The sequence below is a fragment of the Streptomyces sp. NBC_01092 genome, from assembly GCF_045039535.1.
GTDB lineage: Bacteria > Actinomycetota > Actinomycetes > Streptomycetales > Streptomycetaceae > Streptomyces.
In genome coordinates this window covers 2,414,879-2,430,561 of the sequence record NZ_CP108659.1, presented here as the reverse complement: position 1 = coordinate 2,430,561, position 15,683 = coordinate 2,414,879, and the positions used below count along the sequence as shown (strand labels likewise).

Sequence of the window (15,683 nt, the reverse complement as noted above, 5' to 3'; positions counted from 1 at the left end):
GGCGCAGCTGGCGCGCAAAAACTAACGCCGCTAGTTTATGAGCCGGACGACGAGGCGCCCCGCCCTGGAGGAAGCGTGATGAAGGCACACGACGGCATGTACATCGACGGCGCCTGGCGCCCCGCCGAGAGCGGGGAGGTGATCGACGTGGTCAACCCGGCCGACGAGCAGATCATCGGCCGCGTCCCGGCCGGCGGCGCGGCCGACGTCGACACCGCCGTACGGGCCGCCCGCGCCGCCCTCCCGGGCTGGGCCGCGACTGCGCCCGCGCGGCGGGCCGCGCGGCTGGCCGCTCTCCGGGACGCCCTGGCGGCCCGCAGGGACGAGATCGCCGAGACGGTCACCGCCGAACTCGGCTCACCGCTCAAGTTCTCCCAGTCCGTCCACGCGGGCGCCCCGATCGCGGTCGCGGGCACGTATGCCGAACTCGCGGCGACCTACGCCTTCGAGGAGACGGTCGGCAACTCGACCGTGTACCTGGAGCCCATCGGCGTGGTCGGTGCGATCACGCCCTGGAACTACCCGCTCCACCAGATCGTCGCCAAGGTCGCCCCGGCGCTGGCGGCCGGCTGCACGGTCGTCCTGAAGCCCGCCGAGGACACCCCGCTGGTCGCCCAGCTCTTCGCCGAGGCGGTCGACGAGGCCGGTGTCCCCGCGGGCGTCTTCAACCTGGTCACCGGCCTCGGCCCGGTCGCCGGCCAGGCGCTCGCCGAGCACCCGGACGTCGACCTGGTCTCCTTCACCGGCTCCACGGCCGTCGGCCGGCAGATCGCCGCGGTGGCCGGCGCCGCCATCAAGAAGGTCGCCCTGGAGCTGGGCGGCAAGTCCGCCAACGTCATCCTGCCCAGCGCCGACCTGGCCAAGGCCGTCAACGTCGGCGTCGCCAACGTCATGTCCAACTCCGGGCAGACGTGCAGCGCCTGGACGCGGATGCTGGTCCACCGGGACCAGTACGACGAGGCCGTGGAGCTGGCCGCGGCCGCCGCCGAGAAGTACGGCGAGCGCATCGGGCCGGTGGTCAACGCCAAGCAGCAGGCGCGGGTGCTCGGCTACATCGAGAAGGGCGTGGCCGAGGGGGCGCGACTGGTCGCGGGCGGCACCGAACCGCCCCGCGAGCAGGGCTACTTCGTCAGCCCGACCGTCTTCGCCGCCGTGACCCCCGAGATGACCATCGCGCAGGAGGAGATCTTCGGCCCGGTCCTGTCGATCCTGCCCTACGAGGACGAGGACGACGCCCTGCGCATCGCCAACGGCACCGTCTACGGCCTCGCGGGCGCCGTCTGGGCCGGCGAGGAGGCCGAGGCGGTGGCCTTCGCGCGCCGGATGGACACCGGGCAGGTCGACATCAACGGCGGCCGCTTCAACGTCCGCGCCCCCTTCGGCGGCTACAAGCAGTCGGGCGTCGGCCGCGAGCTCGGCTCGCACGGCCTGGCCGAGTACCTCCAGACCAAGTCCCTTCAGTTCTAGGAGCCCGCACATGGTTCGCGCCGCAGTCCTGCCCGCCATCGGTGCCCCGCTGGAGGTCACCGAGATCGACCTGCCCGACCCCGGCCCCGGCCAGGTCCGCGTCCGTCTCGCCGCCGCCGGCGTCTGCCACTCCGACCTGTCCTTGTCCGACGGCACCATGCGTGTCCCCGTCCCCGCGGTCCTGGGCCACGAGGGCGCCGGCACGGTGACAGCCGTGGGGGAGGGGGTCACGGATGTCGCACCCGGCGACCCCGTGGTCCTCAACTGGGCCCCGTCCTGCGGTAGTTGCCACGCCTGCGGGCTCGGCGAGGTCTGGCTGTGCGCCAACGCCCTCAACGGCGCCGCCGACGTCTACGCCCGCACCGCGGCGGGCACCGACCTGCACCCCGGCCTGAACGTCGCCGCGTTCGCCGAGGAGACGGTCGTCGCGGCGGGCTGCGTCCTGCCCCTCCCGGACGGCGTCCCGCTCACCGACGCCGCGCTGCTGGGCTGCGCCGTCCTCACCGGCTACGGCGCCGTGCACCACTCGGCGCGGGTGCGGGCGGGCGAGACCGTCGCCGTGTTCGGCGTCGGCGGCGTCGGCCTGTCGGCCCTCCAGGCGGCCCGGATCGCGGGCGCGGCGAAGATCGTCGCGGTCGATGTCTCCCCGGAGAAGGAGGAGTTGGCGCGCGCCGCAGGTGCCACCGACTATGTGGTCGCCTCCGAGAACACCGCCCGCGAGATCCGGGGCCTGACGGGCAAGCAGGGCGTGGACGTGGCCGTGGAGTGCGTGGGCCGCGCGACCACCATCCGCACGGCCTGGGACTCCACCCGTCGAGGCGGCCGCACCACGGTCGTCGGCATCGGCGGCAAGGACCAGCAGGTCACCTTCAACGCGCTGGAGATCTTCCACTGGGGCCGCACCCTCTCCGGCTGCGTCTACGGCAACTCCGATCCGGCGCGCGACCTGCCGGTACTGGCCGAGCACGTCCGTGCCGGCCGCCTGGACCTGGGATCGCTGGTGACCGAACGGATCGCGCTGGAGGGGATTCCGGCGGCCTTCGAGAACATGGTCGCGGGCAAGGGCGGCCGGGCGCTGGTGGTGTTCTGAGGTTCCGATGTCGTTGCCCGGGGCCTCGGGTGCCCCGGGCAACCTTCCTGCACAACCGTTGACCCCATACCGTCCGGTCAGTACGTTCGCCGCCAACGTCCCCACCGCACCCACCGGAGTGTGCACGCATGGACATGGCCCCCTCCGCTCACCCTGACACCACGACCGCCCTCCCCACGGTCAACCGGCGCCGCGTCGCCACAGCGGCGGCGCTCGCCTCCGCCGTCGAGTGGTACGACTACTTCGTCTTCGGCATCGCCGCCGCCCTCGTACTCGGCGACCTGTACTTCCCCGCCGGCAGCTCCACCGCCGGAGTGCTCGCCGCCTTCGCCACCTTCGCCGTCGGCTTCCTGGCCCGGCCCATCGGCGGCATCGTCGCAGGTCAGATCGGCGACAAGCGCGGCCGCAAGCCCATGCTGGTCCTCGCCCTCACCCTCATGGGCATCGCCACCACCGGCATCGGCCTGCTCCCGACCTACGAAACGATCGGCGTCGCCGCCCCGATCCTGCTCGTCCTCCTGCGCATCGCCCAGGGCGTCGCGGTCGGCGCCCAGTGGGGCGGCGCGATGCTGATGGCCACCGAGTACGCCCCCGAGGGCAAGCGCGGCGTCTACGGCAGCGTCGTCCAACTCGGCGTCCCCATCGGTGTGGTCACCGCCAACACCGTCTTCCTGCTGGCCGGCGCCTTCACCACCGACGCGCAGTTCGCGGCGTGGGGCTGGCGGGTGCCGTTCCTGATCGGCCTGTTCGTCCTCGCCCTCGCCTGGTACATCCACACCCGCGTCGAGGAGACCCCCGAATTCCGGGAGGCCGAGCGGGCGTTGGCCGAGAAGGAGAAGACGGAGCAGAGCAGCCCGCTGCGCGCCATCATGAAGGACCACCTCGGCACGGTCCTCCTCGCCGGCGGCTCCTTCGCCGTCAACACCGCGACCTTCTACATCCTGATCACCGGCGTCCTCGACTACACGACCCGGGAACTGGACATGGACAAGAGCGCGGTCCTCACCGTCTCCCTGTGCGTCAGCCTCACCCAGCTGGTGCTGATCCCGGCCGCCGCCGCGCTCTCCGACAAGGTCGGCCGTATCCGGATCTACGCACTCGGCGCGGCCGGCATCGCCCTGTGGGCCGTACCGCTGTTCCTGCTGATCGACACCGGCTCGCTGCTGTGGCTGGCGGTCGGCTCGTTCGTCGCCAGCTGCTTCCTCAGCATCATGTACGGCCCCCAGGCGGCCCTGTTCGCCGAGCTGTTCACGCCCGAGATGCGCTACACGGGCGCCTCCCTCGGCTACCAGATCGCGGCCGTGCTCGGCGGCGGGCTCGCCCCCTTCGTCATGGTGCTGCTGCTGGAGGCCTCGGGCACCTCGATGGCGGTGTCCGCCTACATCATCGGCCTGGCGGTGATCGCCCTGCTGTCCATCAAGGTGCTGGCCGGCAAGGCGAGTTCACGCTGACTCGCGGGTCTGCTCGGGTTGCGGCGCACTCGCCACGACCCGGGCGGACCGCGTCCGGGACCGCGACACGGCCACGCCCGCCAGACACAGCGCCCCGCCCGCCAGCGTGAGCAGTCCGGGTACCTCGCCGAGCGCCAGCCACGACATCAGCACGACCAGCGCGGGCACCGCGTACGTGGTCGCGCCCATGCGGCTGGCGGTCGTACGGGCCAGGGCGTACGCCCATGTCGTGAAGGCGAGCGCCAGCGAGAAGACGCCCAGATAGACCAGGTTGAGCGTCGCTGACACGGAGGCGTGGGCGGCGTCGTCGACGAGCTGTCCCGCGAAGGGCAGGCAGACGACCGCGCCGACCAGGCATCCGTACGTCGTCACCTGGAGGGCGCTCGCGTGGCCGAGCGCCGGCTTCTGCGCCACCGCGCCGCCCGCGTAGCCGACCGCGGCGAGCAGGCACAGCACCACCCCGAGCACCGAGGAGCCGCCCTCACCCGACATCGACAGACCCACGGCCACCGCACCGGCGAACGACACCGCCATGCCCGCGAGCAGCCGCGGCGGCATCGCGTCACCGAGCAGCCGGGCGCCCAGCAGGGCGATGAGGATGGGGCCGATGTTCACCACGAGCGCCGCCGTACCGGCGTCCACCTGCTGCTCGCCCCAGTTCAGCACGACGCTGTAGAAGCCGAACCACAGCAGGCCCGATATCGCGATCCCGGGCCATGCGGCCCGCGCAGGCAGCCCCTCCCGGCGGACGAGACAGATGGCTCCCAGCACCACGGCACCGACGAGCAGCCGCCCCAGCGCGAGCGCGCCGGGCGAGTACTCGTCACCGGCGCTGCGGATGGCGACGAAGGCGGAGGCCCACATCACGACGGTGACGGTGGCGGCGCCGGCGGCGAGGAGGTCGGGACGGCGGGCGGGGGTGCTGTTCATCATGCTCCAGAGGCTAGGGAGGGAGGGGGGACCGAGGCTGGCGGATTTCGGACAGGGCAACCGGAGCGCCAACCGGAGCGCTCCAAAGGGGTGCGGGGAACTGCGAGGCCGGCCCGCACGCGCCCGCACCCGGCACCACACAAGGCCCCCACCCCAGGGGCCGCCCAGCTCACCGCAGCGCCCCCGCCTCGATACCGAGCATCTCCAGCAGGGCCCCCTCACCCGACGCAGTCACTTTCACGGCCCGCTCCGAACCGATCCGCACGCACCACTCCGCCTCCAGCGCGTGCCGGCACAGGGCCGCGCCCGCGACGCCCGCGAGATGAGGTCGGCGTTCGGTCCAGTCGAGGCAGGCCCGGGCCAAGGGGCGCCGGCTCGCACGGTCGAGGGGGATGCCGGCCGAGTCGAACCAGCCGAGCCCCGTGTCCGTGAGCGCGAACCCGGTGTCCTGGCGCAACAGCCCGCGCGCGGTCATCGCATCCGTCACCGCGATGCCGAGCCGCCCCGCGAGGTGGTCGTAGCAGGTCCGGCCGCGGGCCATGGCCGAGCCGGCGCTGGACTCCCGTAGGCTCCGGGGCCGCCGATCCGCCCCTGGGGCAACCTGCGCGGTCAGGTCCTCCACCAGCTGGGCGACCCGGGCGTCGGCCAGCCGGACGTACCGGTGCCGGCCCTGCCGCTCCTCGGCCAGCAGTCCGCCCGCGACCAGCTTGCCCAGGTGTTCGCTCAGCGTCGACGCCGCGACCCCGGCGTGCCGCGCCAGCTCGCCGGCGGTCCACGCGCGCCCGTCCAACAGCGCCAGCAGACAGGCGGCCCGGGTCTCGTCGGCGATGAGCCCGGCGAGCCGGGCGAGCTGCGACGCCTGGGGGTCTTTGGTGGCCATGCGGTCCAGCATGGGGCACGGACACTTCGGTCGGCGCCGAAGTGTAGTTGGGTCCCGCCGGGGAACGGCTACGTGGCCCGCCCCACCTGCTCGTACTGCCGGGCCAGCCCGTCCAGCAGCGCCGTCAGCCCGGTCTCGAAGGCCCGCTCGTCGATCTTCTCCTGCTGCTCGGCGAGGAGGTGGGCCTGCCCGAGGTGCGGGTAGTCGGCGGGGTCGTACGCGCTGGCGTCGTCCACGAACCCCCCGGCGAACGAGCCGAGCGCCGAGCCCATGATGAAGTACCGCATCAGCGCGCCGATGGACGTGGCCTGCGCCGGCGGCCAGCCCGCCGCGACCATCGCGCCGTAGGCGGCGTCGGCGAGCCGCAGCGCGGCCGGGCGGCGGCCCGGGCCGCGGGCGAGCACCGGGACGACGTTCGGGTGGTCGCGCAGGGCCGTCCGGTACGAGACGGCCCAGTCGTGCAGCGCGGTGCGCCAGTCCCGCCCGTCCTCGAACATCGACAGATCGACCTGCGCGCTCACCGAGTCTGCGACCGCCTCCAGGATCTCGTCCTTGGTGCGGAAGTGGTTGTACAGGGACGGCCCACTCACCCCCAGTTCGGCGGCGAGCCGGCGCGTGGAGACGGCCGACAGGCCTTCCGCGTCCACGAGTTCGCGAGCCGTCTCGACGATCCGGTCGTAGCTGAGGAGGGGCTTGCGCGGTCGGGCCATGGCGCACATAGTAGGGCTGCCCAGGTAAACTAGCAGTGCTAATTTAAATGTACGACGTTCAAGTAGAGCTGATGAGGGGTGACTCCGCATGAACCTGGAGCTCAGCGAGGAGCAGACCGCCGTCCGCCGGCTCGCCCGGGACTTCGTGGAACGCGAGATCGCACCGAACGTCGTCGAGTGGGACCGCGCGGAGGAGGTCGACCGCGCCCTCGTCAAGAAGCTCGGCGAGGTCGGCTTCCTGGGGCTGACGATCGACGAGGAGTACGGCGGCTCGGGCGGCGACCATCTCGCGTACTGCCTGGTCACGGAGGAGCTGGGGCGTGGTGACTCCTCGGTGCGCGGGATCGTTTCGGTCTCCCTCGGCCTGGTCGCCAAGACGATCGCCGTCTGGGGGAGCGAGGAGCAGCGCCGCCGCTGGCTGCCGGGGCTCACCGCGGGCGAGCTGGTCGGCTGCTTCGGCCTCACCGAGCCGGGCACGGGCTCCGACGCCGGCAACCTCGCCGCGCGGGCGGTGCGGGACGATGGGGGCACCTCCCGCTCGAGCGGAGCCGAGAGTGGGGGAGAGTACGTCCTCAACGGCACCAAGATGTTCATCACGAACGGCACTTGGGCCGACGTCGTGCTGCTCTTCGCCCGCTCCACCGACGCGCCGGGCCACAAGGGCGTCTCCGCCTTCCTCGTCCCCACCGACACGCCCGGCCTGACCCGCCGCACCATCCACGGCAAGCTCGGCCTGCGCGGCCAGGCCACCGCCGAGCTCGTGCTGGAGGACGTGCGGGTGCCCGCGTCGGCCATGGTGGGGGAGGAGGGCAAGGGCTTCTCGGTCGCGATGTCGGCCCTCGCCAAGGGGCGGATGTCGGTCGCCGCGGGGTGCGTCGGCATAGCGCAGGCCGCATTGGACGCGGCCGTCCGGTACGCCGGGGAGCGCGAGCAGTTCGGCAAGCCGATCGCCCGCCACCAGCTGGTCCAGGAGCTGATCAGCGACATCGCCGTCGACGTGGACGCGGCGCGGCTGCTGACCTGGCGGGTGGCCGACCTGATCGACCGCGGACTGCCCTTCGCCGTGGAGTCCTCCAAGGCCAAGCTCTTCGCCTCGGAGGCCGCCGTGCGCGCCGCCAACAACGCCCTGCAGGTCTTCGGCGGCTACGGCTACATCGACGAGTACCCGGCGGGCAAGCTGCTGCGGGACGCCCGCGTGATGACCCTCTACGAGGGCACGAGCCAGATCCAGAAGCTGGTCATCGGGCGGGCGCTGACGGGGGTTTCGGCGTTCTGAGGGTGCGGTGGACTGAGTATCCGGCTGAGTACTTCAGCGGATGTGGCCCGCGCCACACCTGTCGATCCTGTTCCCCATGAGTGACACACCGGTCAAACAGCAGAACACGGCGGCGTTCTACGGGCAGTCCGTAGCCTCCTTCGCGGTCGCCATGGCCGCCACCGGCGTCGGCATCTACCAGCTGAACGCCGACGCCTGGGTGCGCGGATTCCTCGCGATCGCCGTCCTCTACCTGGTGACGTCGGCGTTCACCCTCGCCAAGGTCATCCGGGACCGTCAGGAGGCCGGACAGATCGTGAGCCGCGTGGACCAGGCGCGACTGGAGAAGCTCCTCGCGGAACACGACCCCTTCGAGAAGATCTGACCGACAGGATCTGACCGACACGATCTGACCGACAGGATCTGGCCGACTTCACCTCCGGCCGAGCCCACTAAGCGCTCGCTCAGTATCGGCGGTATGGTGGTCCTTCTGTCAGCGAGAGGGGCGAGTGAGCGATGAGTACGGCGGAGGAGACGGCCGGTGGCGAGTCGGCGTGGACCGAGGTCACGCCCGACGCGGCACGGCGGCTGCTGATCGCCGCCGTGGAGGCCTTCGCCGAGCGCGGTTACCACGCCACGACGACCCGTGACATCGCGGGCCGCGCCGGCATGAGCCCGGCCGCGCTCTACATCCACTACAAGACCAAGGAAGAGCTGCTCCACCGCATCAGCAGGATCGGCCACGAGAAGGCCCTGGAGATCCTGCAGACGGCGGCCCGGCGCGAGGGCACCCCGGCCGAGCGGCTCGCCGACGCCGTGAGCTCCTTCGTCCGCTGGCACGCCGGGGGACGCACCACCGCGCGGGTCGTGCAGTACGAGCTGGACTCGCTCGGCCCGGACGCCCGCGCCGAGATCCTCGCGCTGCGGCGGCAGTGCGACGCCGAGGTGCGCGGGATCATCGAGGACGGCGTGGCGGCCGGTGACTTCGACGTGCTGGACGTGAAGGGCACGACCCTCGCGGTGCTGTCGCTGTGCATCGACGTGGCCCGCTGGTTCAACGTCGACGGCCCCTGGACGCCGGACGAGGTCGGCGCGCTGTACGCCGACCTCGTGCTGCGGATGGTGGGAGTGAAGTAGCTCCGGCCGAGCGCTCGCGTGCTCCCGGCCCGGTTTACAGGTAGTAGCGCGAGACGGACTCGGCGACGCACACGGGCTTGTCCCCGCCCTCGCGCTCCACGGTGAACGCGACGGTGACCTGGACGCCGCCCGTCACGTCGTCGACGCCGCTGATCGTCGCGGTGGCGCGCAGCCGGGAGCCCACGGGCACCGGGGCGGGGAAACGCACCTTGTTCGAGCCGTAGTTGACGCCCATCTGCACGCCCTCGACCGCGATGAGCTGGGGCCCGAAGAGCGGGAGCAGCGACAGCGTCAGGTACCCGTGGGCGATGGTGGTCCCGAAGGGCCCGGCGGCGGCCTTCTCCGGATCGACGTGGATCCACTGGTGGTCACCGGTGGCCTCCGCGAACAGGTCGATCCGCTTCTGGTCGACCTCCAGCCAGTCGGTGTACCCCAGCTGCTCGCCCACCGCCGACTTCAGGTCGTCGACGGAGGTGAAGATCCTCGGCTCTGCCATGTCCCGGCCTCCCGCGTCATGTGTATGTCTAAGCAACTGCTTAGCATGCTAGGTGGTGAGGCCCCTGTCAACGGACCGGGAGGGTGACGCGGTAGGTAGGTTTGTGGGGTGCCCCAGATCCCCGAGAAGATCCACGAACTCACGGTCGGCCAGCTCTCCGCCCGTAGCGGCGCCGCCGTCTCCGCCCTGCACTTCTACGAGTCCAAGGGCCTGATCAGCAGCCGGCGCACCTCCGGCAACCAACGCCGCTACACCCGTGACACCCTGCGCCGGGTCGCGTTCGTACGGGCCGCTCAGCGTGTCGGCATCCCCCTGGCCACGATCCGCGACGCCCTCGCCGAACTGCCCGAGGAGCGCACCCCCACCCACGAGGACTGGGCGCGCCTGTCCGAGGCGTGGCGCTCGGAACTGGACGAACGCATCAAGCAACTCAACCGCCTGCGCGACCACTTGACCGACTGCATCGGCTGCGGCTGCCTCTCCCTGGACACCTGCGTCCTGTCCAACCCGGACGACGCGTTCGGCGAACGTCTCACGGGGTCGCGGCTTCTGGTGGAGCAGGGGGGAGGGCCGCAGAAGGGGAAGGGGGCTGGGAGGTGACGAGGGAGCCGTCGCCCAGGGCCGGAACGTTGCCGACAAGCGGCCGTACGTCCCGGCCCGGTAGCTGCGGGCAGGTTACTCGTACTCGGTCCCACCCTTCCGGGTCAGATAAGCCGGACTGACCGCCTTCGCGATGGCCCGCCCCCCGGTCACCCCGCTGTACCGCTCGACGACCGGCCGTATCACCACACCCTCCCGCAGATGCAGCCCCCGCCCGGACACCGTCTCCCGCCCGCTCGCGATCTCCAGCACCCGCTCGATGTCGAAGGCCCCCTCGAACAGCCGTGGCACCAGGGGCAGTTCCCCCTCCAGCGCCTCCGCCGCGTCCAGCCACCGCACCTGCCCGTCGATCTCCGCGGAGACATCGAACGCGGCGTACCCCAACGTCTCGCGGCGCCCGTCGGCCCCGTACGTCAGGTCCTGCACACCGGCGCCGAACACCTCCCCGAAGATCCCGACCCGCCGGGCTCCCAGCCGCTCGGCCAGCCGCGCCGCCGCCTCGGCGACGCCGTGCCCCCGCACCGCGCGCCAGTACAGGTTCCGGGGCTCCTCCCGCAGCGCCAGCGACTTCGCGCCGAAGCCCTTCGAGGAGACGTACACCCGCTCCTGGTCGGCGACATACGTCAGCAGGCACGCCGACCCGTGCAGCTTCTCGGTCAGCACCACCGGCTCACCGGGCCGGAAGATGTCCGGATACCGCTGGATGTTCTCGATGTCGACCCACGGCAGCAGATCCGGCGCCGACTCCACGTCACCGGACATCGTCGGCGGGATCGGCGGCACCCACTTGGTGATCCCCAGCCGCTCGGCGAAGTCGACGCCCTCCGCGGCCGCCGACGTCAGATCGACGTCGGCCAGCGCCTGCGGCCGGCACACGATGCCCTGCGACAGTTCCCCGCGCAGCCGCACCGCCTTGACCCGGTCGGCCCCGCTTCCCGCCAGCCGCCCGGTCAGCCCCAGTTCCTCGATCAGCCCGGCCGGCAGCACGGACTGCTCGGGGATGTACACGGCGGCCTCACCGGAGCGGTACGCGCCCTTGGTGACGACGGCCCGGTACAACCCCACCTGCGCCAGCTCCAGCGCGTCGGCATTGGGATGTTCGTGAACGGTCAGGACTTCGGCGGTGACGCGCAGCGTCGACATCGGGGACTCCTCGGTGGTGCTCAGGCGTGTTTCATCGCCCCCCAACTGTCCCTACGGGAAAGGGATGGTGCGAGGGATTTAGCGGCTGCTACCGTCGCGATCTTCCGTACTGGCGCAACGCCTCGGTCACCAATCGGGCGTTGGAGGCGGCCCGCTCCCCGTCCGGCAGGACCAGCGTGTCCTCCAGGCCGATCCGCGTCGCCAGCCCCAGTCGTCCGGCCAGCCGCAGCACCGGCCAGGCGCCCTCGTCCTCCCCGTGCAGCAGCACCGGGCGGCCGAACGCCGGGCCCAGGTCGGCCAGCAGCCCACGCGCGCTCTCCTCGGCCGTCCGCGCCGATGTGTCCGTCACCTCGGCCAGCACCCGCAGCACCCTCGGCCCCAGCGGCGAGGCGGCGAACCGCGCCGCCCCGTCCGTGCCCGACCAGATGCCCGCCTCCACGCCGACGCCCCGCTCCAGCAGTGCGGCGGCCACTTCCTCGGCGCCCGGCTCGTGCCAGTTGACCGAGGCGTGGTCCGGCAGCACCGTCCAGCTGCGGACTCGCTCCAGCCGTGCTTCGGGATCAGGTTCCGCCCAGGCGCCCGTCGTCACACCGACCGGCACCGACACCCGGGTCCGGATCGCCTCCAGCGTCGGCGCGAGCACGCGCGGCGAGAGACTGTCCTGGCCGCAGGGGGTCTTGGGGTGGACGTGGATGTCCGTGGCTCCGGCGGCGACGGCCCCGGCGGCGGATTCGGCCAGCGCCTCGGGCGAGAGCGGCACCACCGCACCGTCGTTCGCCCCGCGGGGCCCGTTGAGACACACCTGGATCATGTCGTCGATGGTGCCAGCCGCCACCGACAGCCGGTGCCTACCGGCATAGGGGGTGCGGCATCCCCGGCGCACCCCCGTCGTTCTAGGCGGACATGAGCAGCCGCCGTCCGCGCCTGGCTGCCGCCAGCGCCTCGGGCGTGAGCACCGGACGCGGCACCACGATCCCGCAGTCCGTGCAGACCGGACCCGACGACGGTTCATGGGCCAGGTCGTACTTCCAGATCAGCCGCCCCCCGCTGCACGCCGGGCACTCCGAGCCCGGTTCGCGCTCCAGCGCGGAGATCAGCCGGCGCAGCACCTCGGCCAGGGGTTCTCGCGGGTGGACCCGGGGGTCGTCGCACCAGGCGACGCCGAAACCGCCCCAGGTCAGCCGGTGCCAGTCATCCACGCTGCCCGGCCTGCGCAGTCCGTCGTGCTTCTCCTTCTTGCGCCGCTCGGCGAACTCGACCTCGTAGGCCAGCCAGACCGAACGCGCTTCCTCCAACTCGTCCAACGCGGCCACGAGCCGCGCCGGCTCGGGGGAGCGGTCCTCGGGACCGAATCCCGCCCGGGAGCACAAGTGGTCCCAGGTCGCCCTGTGCCCGTAAGGAGCGAATCGCTCCAGGCACTTACGCAGCGAGTAGCGCCGCAGCGCGAGATCGCACCGCGGATCGCGCACCTGTCTCGCGAGACTCCGGAAACCGGCCATCGCCCTGCACCTCCGTCACATCTGCACCTGTACTTCGGTCACTTCGGCGTCGTCGTTCGGGACGTTGCCGAATAGACGTATCGACAAGCGAATCGGCTCCATCCGATTTCCGATGACCTCCATAGCGAGCCCTTGGCGACTCAAAAAAGTGACGCATGTTCATCTTCAATCCCGGGGATACCGCCGGTAACAGTCTCGGCCCACCCTCGTCGGTAGGAGCTGCCATGCCACGGCGTACCCCACGCACCGCGTTAGACAGACTGAGAACTCCCGGCGGATTCCCCGGGTTCCTGAAGGCCGCATCCGTATGCGCTCTGATTGCCGGACTTTTGTCGCCTCTTTCCCCGGCGGTCGGCGCGACCCGGGCGGCGGCGGCCGAGGCCACGGCCGCGAACGACCACTGCGGGAACCAGTGCTCCGACATCCTGCCGCCGGGCCAGAACGGCAATGCCACCCTCGCGCAGATCCTGCTCAACCAGGCCTTCGGGACCATGCCCGAACACGCCTCGGACCAGCTGGGCCCCTACGCCGGCCTGGCCAAGGGCTACTCCGGCCTCACCAACGCGACGATCAACACCTTCTTCAACGACGCCTCGTTCGGCGTCCCGTCCGATCAAGTCGCCTCCACCGTCAGTCCCGCAGGGCGCAGTGACGTGACGATCGTCCGTGACAAGAAGACGGGTGTGCCGCACATCACCGGTACCACCAGATACGGCACGGAGTTCGGCGCGGGCTATGCGGCCGCTCAGGACCGGCTGTGGCTGATGGACGTCTTCCGGCACGTCGGACGCGGGCAGCTGACCTCCTTCGCCGGCGGAGCGCCCTCCAACCAGGGCCTTGAGCAGCAGTTCTGGCGTCACGCGCCGTACACCGAGGGCGATCTCCATGCGCAGATCGACAACGCTGTCGCGTCCAACGGCGAACGCGGGCAGCTGGCCCTCGCCGACGCCAAGGCCTACCTCGACGGCATCAACTCCTACATCGACGCCTCCGACAGCGGCCGCTACTTCCCCGGCGAGTACGTCCTGACCGGCCACAAGGACTCCGTCACCAACGCCGGCACCATCGAGCACTTCAAGATCACCGACCTGGTCGCGCTCGGCTCCGTCATCGGCTCGCTGTTCGGCTCCGGAGGCGGCGGCGAGGTCAACAACGCGATCTCCCTGCTGGCCGCCCAGGAGAAGTACGGCGTGGCCCGCGGCACCGAGGTCTGGGAGTCGTTCCGCGAGCGCAACGACCCCGAGGCGGTCGTCACCGTCCACGACAAGAGCTTCCCGTACGCCACCAAACCCGCCGCCCCGCAGGGCGGGGCACTGCCCGACGCCGGCTCGGTGACCGAGGAACCGCTCGTGTACGACCGTACGGGCAGCGCGGCCGGTTCAGCCGCGAGCGGTGCCTCGACCACGGCGGCCGCGACCGCCATGACCTCGGCCAGGCGGGGCATGTCCAACGCCCTCGTGGTCAGCGGCGAGCACACCGCCAGCGGCCACCCGGTCGCCGTCTTCGGCCCGCAGACCGGCTACTTCGCCCCCCAGCTGCTTCTGCTCCAGGAGATCCAGGGCCCGGGCATCAGCGCGCGCGGCGCCTCCTTCGCCGGCCTGAGCATGTACGTCGAGCTGGGCCGCGGCCAGGACTACTCGTGGAGCGCCACGACCTCCGGTCAGGACATCATCGACACCTACGCCGTCGAGCTGTGCCAGGACGACTACCACTACCTGTACCGCGGCACCTGCACGGCCATGGACAAGGTCGAGCAGAAGAACGCCTGGAAGCCGACGACCGCCGACAGCACCCCCGCGGGCTCGTACACGATGCGGGTCTGGCGCACCAAGTACGGTCCCGTCACGCACCGAGCGACCGTCGGCGGCAAGAAGGTCGCCTACACCACCCTGCGCTCCTCCTACCTGCACGAGGCCGACTCGATCATCGGCTTCCAGATGCTGAACGACCCCGACTACGTCAAGGGCCCGGAGGACTTCCAGAAGGCGGCGCAGCACATCAACTACACCTTCAACTGGTTCTACGCCGACTCCGAGCACACCGCCTACTACAACAGCGGCGACAACCCGGTCCGGGCCACCGGCGTCGACGCGGAGTTCCCGGTCTGGGCGCGGCAGGCGTACGAGTGGCGGGGCTGGAACCCGGCGACGAACACGGCGGACCACACCCCGCCCTCGGCCCACCCCAACTCGATCGACCAGGACTACTACATCTCCTGGAACAACAAGCAGGCCAAGGACTACACAACCGCGCCCTGGGGCGACGGCTCGGTCCACCGCGGCAACCTCCTGGAGGACCGGGTGAAGAAGCTCGTCGACGCGGGCGGCGTGACCCGGGCCTCCCTCGTGAAGGCGATGGCCGACGCGGGCCTGGCCGACCTGCGGGCCGAGGACGTCCTGCCGGACCTGCTCAAGGTCGTGGGCAGCGCCACGGTGCCCGACCCCACGGCAGCGGCGGCCGTGAGCAGGCTCCAGACCTGGCTGTCGGCGGGCGGCAAGCGCACCGAGACGTCGGCCGGATCGAAGACGTACGCCGACGCCGACGCGATCCGCATCCTGGACGCGTGGTGGCCGCTGCTGGTCAAGGCCGAGTTCGAACCGGCCCTCGGCAGCGAGCTGTACGCCGCGATGACCGCGAGCCTGCCCATCGACGAGGCCCCGTCGGCCGGGCACGGCCCGACCGGCTCGCACGCCGGAAGCTCCTTCCAGTACGGCTGGTGGTCCTACGTCGACAAGGACATCCGGGCCGTGCTCGGTGAGTCCGTGCAGGGCCCGCTCGCGCAGAAGTACTGCGGCGGCGGCAGCCTCACCGCCTGCCGGGACATCCTGATCAGCACCCTGAAGGAGGCCGCCGGCAAGACCGCGGCGCAGGTGTACCCCGGCGACGACCAGTGCTCGGCGGGCGACCAGTGGTGCGCCGACTCGATCGTCCAGCGCACCCTGGGCGGCATCAAGCACGGCAGGATCAGCTGGCAGAACCGGCCTACGTATCAGCAGGTCGTGGAGTTCACGTCACATCGGTGACG

The 15,683-nt window shown here is 71.4% G+C and carries 15 protein-coding genes; 8 read left to right on the top strand and 7 right to left on the bottom strand.

The genetic code is table 11. The features are described 5' to 3' along the window. The first annotated feature begins 78 nt into the window (after positions 1 to 78). From OG254_RS10675 to OG254_RS10665, 3 genes are all read left to right on the top strand, one after another. The gene (locus OG254_RS10675) at positions 79 to 1,467 is read left to right on the top strand and encodes an aldehyde dehydrogenase family protein (RefSeq protein WP_405579919.1); all 1,389 of its coding nucleotides are present in this window, start codon (positions 79 to 81) and stop codon (positions 1,465 to 1,467) included. 10 nt (positions 1,468 to 1,477) lie between these two features. Then, positions 1,478 to 2,557, top strand: coding sequence for a Zn-dependent alcohol dehydrogenase (locus OG254_RS10670; protein ID WP_405579917.1), 1,080 nt, complete (start codon positions 1,478 to 1,480; stop codon positions 2,555 to 2,557). 128 nt (positions 2,558 to 2,685) lie between these two features. Further along, on the top strand, positions 2,686 to 4,008 hold the full coding sequence (locus OG254_RS10665) for an MFS transporter (protein ID WP_405579915.1): 1,323 nt from the start codon (positions 2,686 to 2,688) through the stop codon (positions 4,006 to 4,008). Here the strand turns inward: OG254_RS10665 and OG254_RS10660 are convergent. The 3 genes from OG254_RS10660 to OG254_RS10650 form a co-directional block, all read right to left on the bottom strand. Further along, the gene (locus OG254_RS10660) at positions 4,000 to 4,938 is read right to left on the bottom strand and encodes a DMT family transporter (protein ID WP_405594928.1); all 939 of its coding nucleotides are present in this window, start codon (positions 4,936 to 4,938) and stop codon (positions 4,000 to 4,002) included. The genes OG254_RS10665 and OG254_RS10660 overlap by 9 nt on opposite strands. A 169-nt stretch (positions 4,939 to 5,107) precedes the next feature. Then, a complete protein-coding gene (locus OG254_RS10655) occupies positions 5,108 to 5,818 on the bottom strand; it encodes an ArsR/SmtB family transcription factor (protein ID WP_405579913.1) in 711 nt (236 codons plus the stop codon). A gap of 68 nt (positions 5,819 to 5,886) precedes the next feature. Then, complete coding sequence (locus OG254_RS10650; protein WP_147996959.1) at positions 5,887 to 6,528, bottom strand: TetR/AcrR family transcriptional regulator; 642 nt, start codon at positions 6,526 to 6,528, stop codon at positions 5,887 to 5,889. Between the two features lie 88 nt (positions 6,529 to 6,616). Here OG254_RS10650 and OG254_RS10645 point away from each other — a divergent pair, with 88 nt between their 5' ends. The 3 genes from OG254_RS10645 (at position 6,617) to OG254_RS10635 (ending at position 8,920) form a co-directional block, all read left to right on the top strand. Further along, positions 6,617 to 7,804 carry an acyl-CoA dehydrogenase family protein gene (locus OG254_RS10645; protein WP_405579910.1) on the top strand — a complete coding sequence of 396 codons (1,188 nt, stop codon included), beginning with the start codon at positions 6,617 to 6,619 and terminating at the stop codon, positions 7,802 to 7,804. A 76-nt stretch (positions 7,805 to 7,880) separates the two neighbouring features. After that, positions 7,881 to 8,168 carry a YiaA/YiaB family inner membrane protein gene (locus OG254_RS10640; RefSeq protein WP_405579907.1) on the top strand — a complete coding sequence of 96 codons (288 nt, stop codon included), beginning with the start codon at positions 7,881 to 7,883 and terminating at the stop codon, positions 8,166 to 8,168. Positions 8,169 to 8,299: 131 nt separating this feature from the next. After that, the gene (locus tag OG254_RS10635; RefSeq protein ID WP_351199495.1) at positions 8,300 to 8,920 is read left to right on the top strand and encodes a TetR/AcrR family transcriptional regulator; all 621 of its coding nucleotides are present in this window, start codon (positions 8,300 to 8,302) and stop codon (positions 8,918 to 8,920) included. Positions 8,921 to 8,954: 34 nt separating this feature from the next. Here the strand turns inward: OG254_RS10635 and OG254_RS10630 are convergent, their stop codons facing one another. Then, positions 8,955 to 9,416 (bottom strand): MaoC family dehydratase, encoded by a 462-nt coding sequence (locus OG254_RS10630; RefSeq protein WP_405579903.1) that lies wholly within the window; start codon positions 9,414 to 9,416, stop codon positions 8,955 to 8,957. A 108-nt stretch (positions 9,417 to 9,524) separates the two neighbouring features. On the opposite strand from OG254_RS10630, the gene soxR reads away from it, so the two are divergent. Next, positions 9,525 to 10,016, top strand: a complete 492-nt coding sequence (soxR, locus tag OG254_RS10625; RefSeq protein WP_405579900.1) for a redox-sensitive transcriptional activator SoxR — start codon at positions 9,525 to 9,527, stop codon at positions 10,014 to 10,016. Positions 10,017 to 10,091: 75 nt separating this feature from the next. Here the strand turns inward: soxR and OG254_RS10620 are convergent, their stop codons facing one another. From OG254_RS10620 to OG254_RS10610, 3 genes are all read right to left on the bottom strand, one after another. Beyond that, entirely contained in the window at positions 10,092 to 11,159 is a 1,068-nt protein-coding gene (locus OG254_RS10620; protein ID WP_405579897.1) for an RNA ligase (ATP), read from the bottom strand. Positions 11,160 to 11,247: 88 nt separating this feature from the next. After that, positions 11,248 to 11,970: a 3-keto-5-aminohexanoate cleavage protein gene (locus tag OG254_RS10615; protein WP_405579894.1), complete on the bottom strand. Its 723-nt coding sequence runs from the start codon at positions 11,968 to 11,970 to the stop codon at positions 11,248 to 11,250. A gap of 82 nt (positions 11,971 to 12,052) precedes the next feature. Continuing rightward, entirely contained in the window at positions 12,053 to 12,658 is a 606-nt protein-coding gene (locus OG254_RS10610) for a hypothetical protein (RefSeq protein ID WP_351199505.1), read from the bottom strand. Between the two features lie 224 nt (positions 12,659 to 12,882). Here OG254_RS10610 and OG254_RS10605 point away from each other — a divergent pair, with 224 nt between their 5' ends. Continuing rightward, positions 12,883 to 15,681, top strand: coding sequence for a penicillin acylase family protein (locus tag OG254_RS10605; protein WP_405579890.1), 2,799 nt, complete (start codon positions 12,883 to 12,885; stop codon positions 15,679 to 15,681). Positions 15,682 to 15,683 lie beyond the last annotated feature (2 nt).

Coding starts and splice junctions, on each gene's coding strand:
- OG254_RS10650 (WP_147996959.1), bottom strand. CDS start 6,528: ATGGCCCGACCGCGCAAGCCCCTCCTCAGCTACGACCGGATCGTCGAG.
- OG254_RS10675 (WP_405579919.1), top strand. CDS start 79: ATGAAGGCACACGACGGCATGTACATCGACGGCGCCTGGCGCCCCGCC.
- OG254_RS10635 (WP_351199495.1), top strand. CDS start 8,300: ATGAGTACGGCGGAGGAGACGGCCGGTGGCGAGTCGGCGTGGACCGAG.
- OG254_RS10660 (WP_405594928.1), bottom strand. CDS start 4,938: ATGAACAGCACCCCCGCCCGCCGTCCCGACCTCCTCGCCGCCGGCGCC.
- OG254_RS10605 (WP_405579890.1), top strand. CDS start 12,883: ATGCCACGGCGTACCCCACGCACCGCGTTAGACAGACTGAGAACTCCC.
- OG254_RS10645 (WP_405579910.1), top strand. CDS start 6,617: ATGAACCTGGAGCTCAGCGAGGAGCAGACCGCCGTCCGCCGGCTCGCC.
- OG254_RS10655 (WP_405579913.1), bottom strand. CDS start 5,818: ATGGCCACCAAAGACCCCCAGGCGTCGCAGCTCGCCCGGCTCGCCGGG.
- OG254_RS10670 (WP_405579917.1), top strand. CDS start 1,478: ATGGTTCGCGCCGCAGTCCTGCCCGCCATCGGTGCCCCGCTGGAGGTC.
- OG254_RS10665 (WP_405579915.1), top strand. CDS start 2,686: ATGGACATGGCCCCCTCCGCTCACCCTGACACCACGACCGCCCTCCCC.
- OG254_RS10640 (WP_405579907.1), top strand. CDS start 7,881: ATGAGTGACACACCGGTCAAACAGCAGAACACGGCGGCGTTCTACGGG.
- OG254_RS10610 (WP_351199505.1), bottom strand. CDS start 12,658: ATGGCCGGTTTCCGGAGTCTCGCGAGACAGGTGCGCGATCCGCGGTGC.
- OG254_RS10630 (WP_405579903.1), bottom strand. CDS start 9,416: ATGGCAGAGCCGAGGATCTTCACCTCCGTCGACGACCTGAAGTCGGCG.
- OG254_RS10620 (WP_405579897.1), bottom strand. CDS start 11,159: ATGTCGACGCTGCGCGTCACCGCCGAAGTCCTGACCGTTCACGAACAT.
- OG254_RS10615 (WP_405579894.1), bottom strand. CDS start 11,970: ATGATCCAGGTGTGTCTCAACGGGCCCCGCGGGGCGAACGACGGTGCG.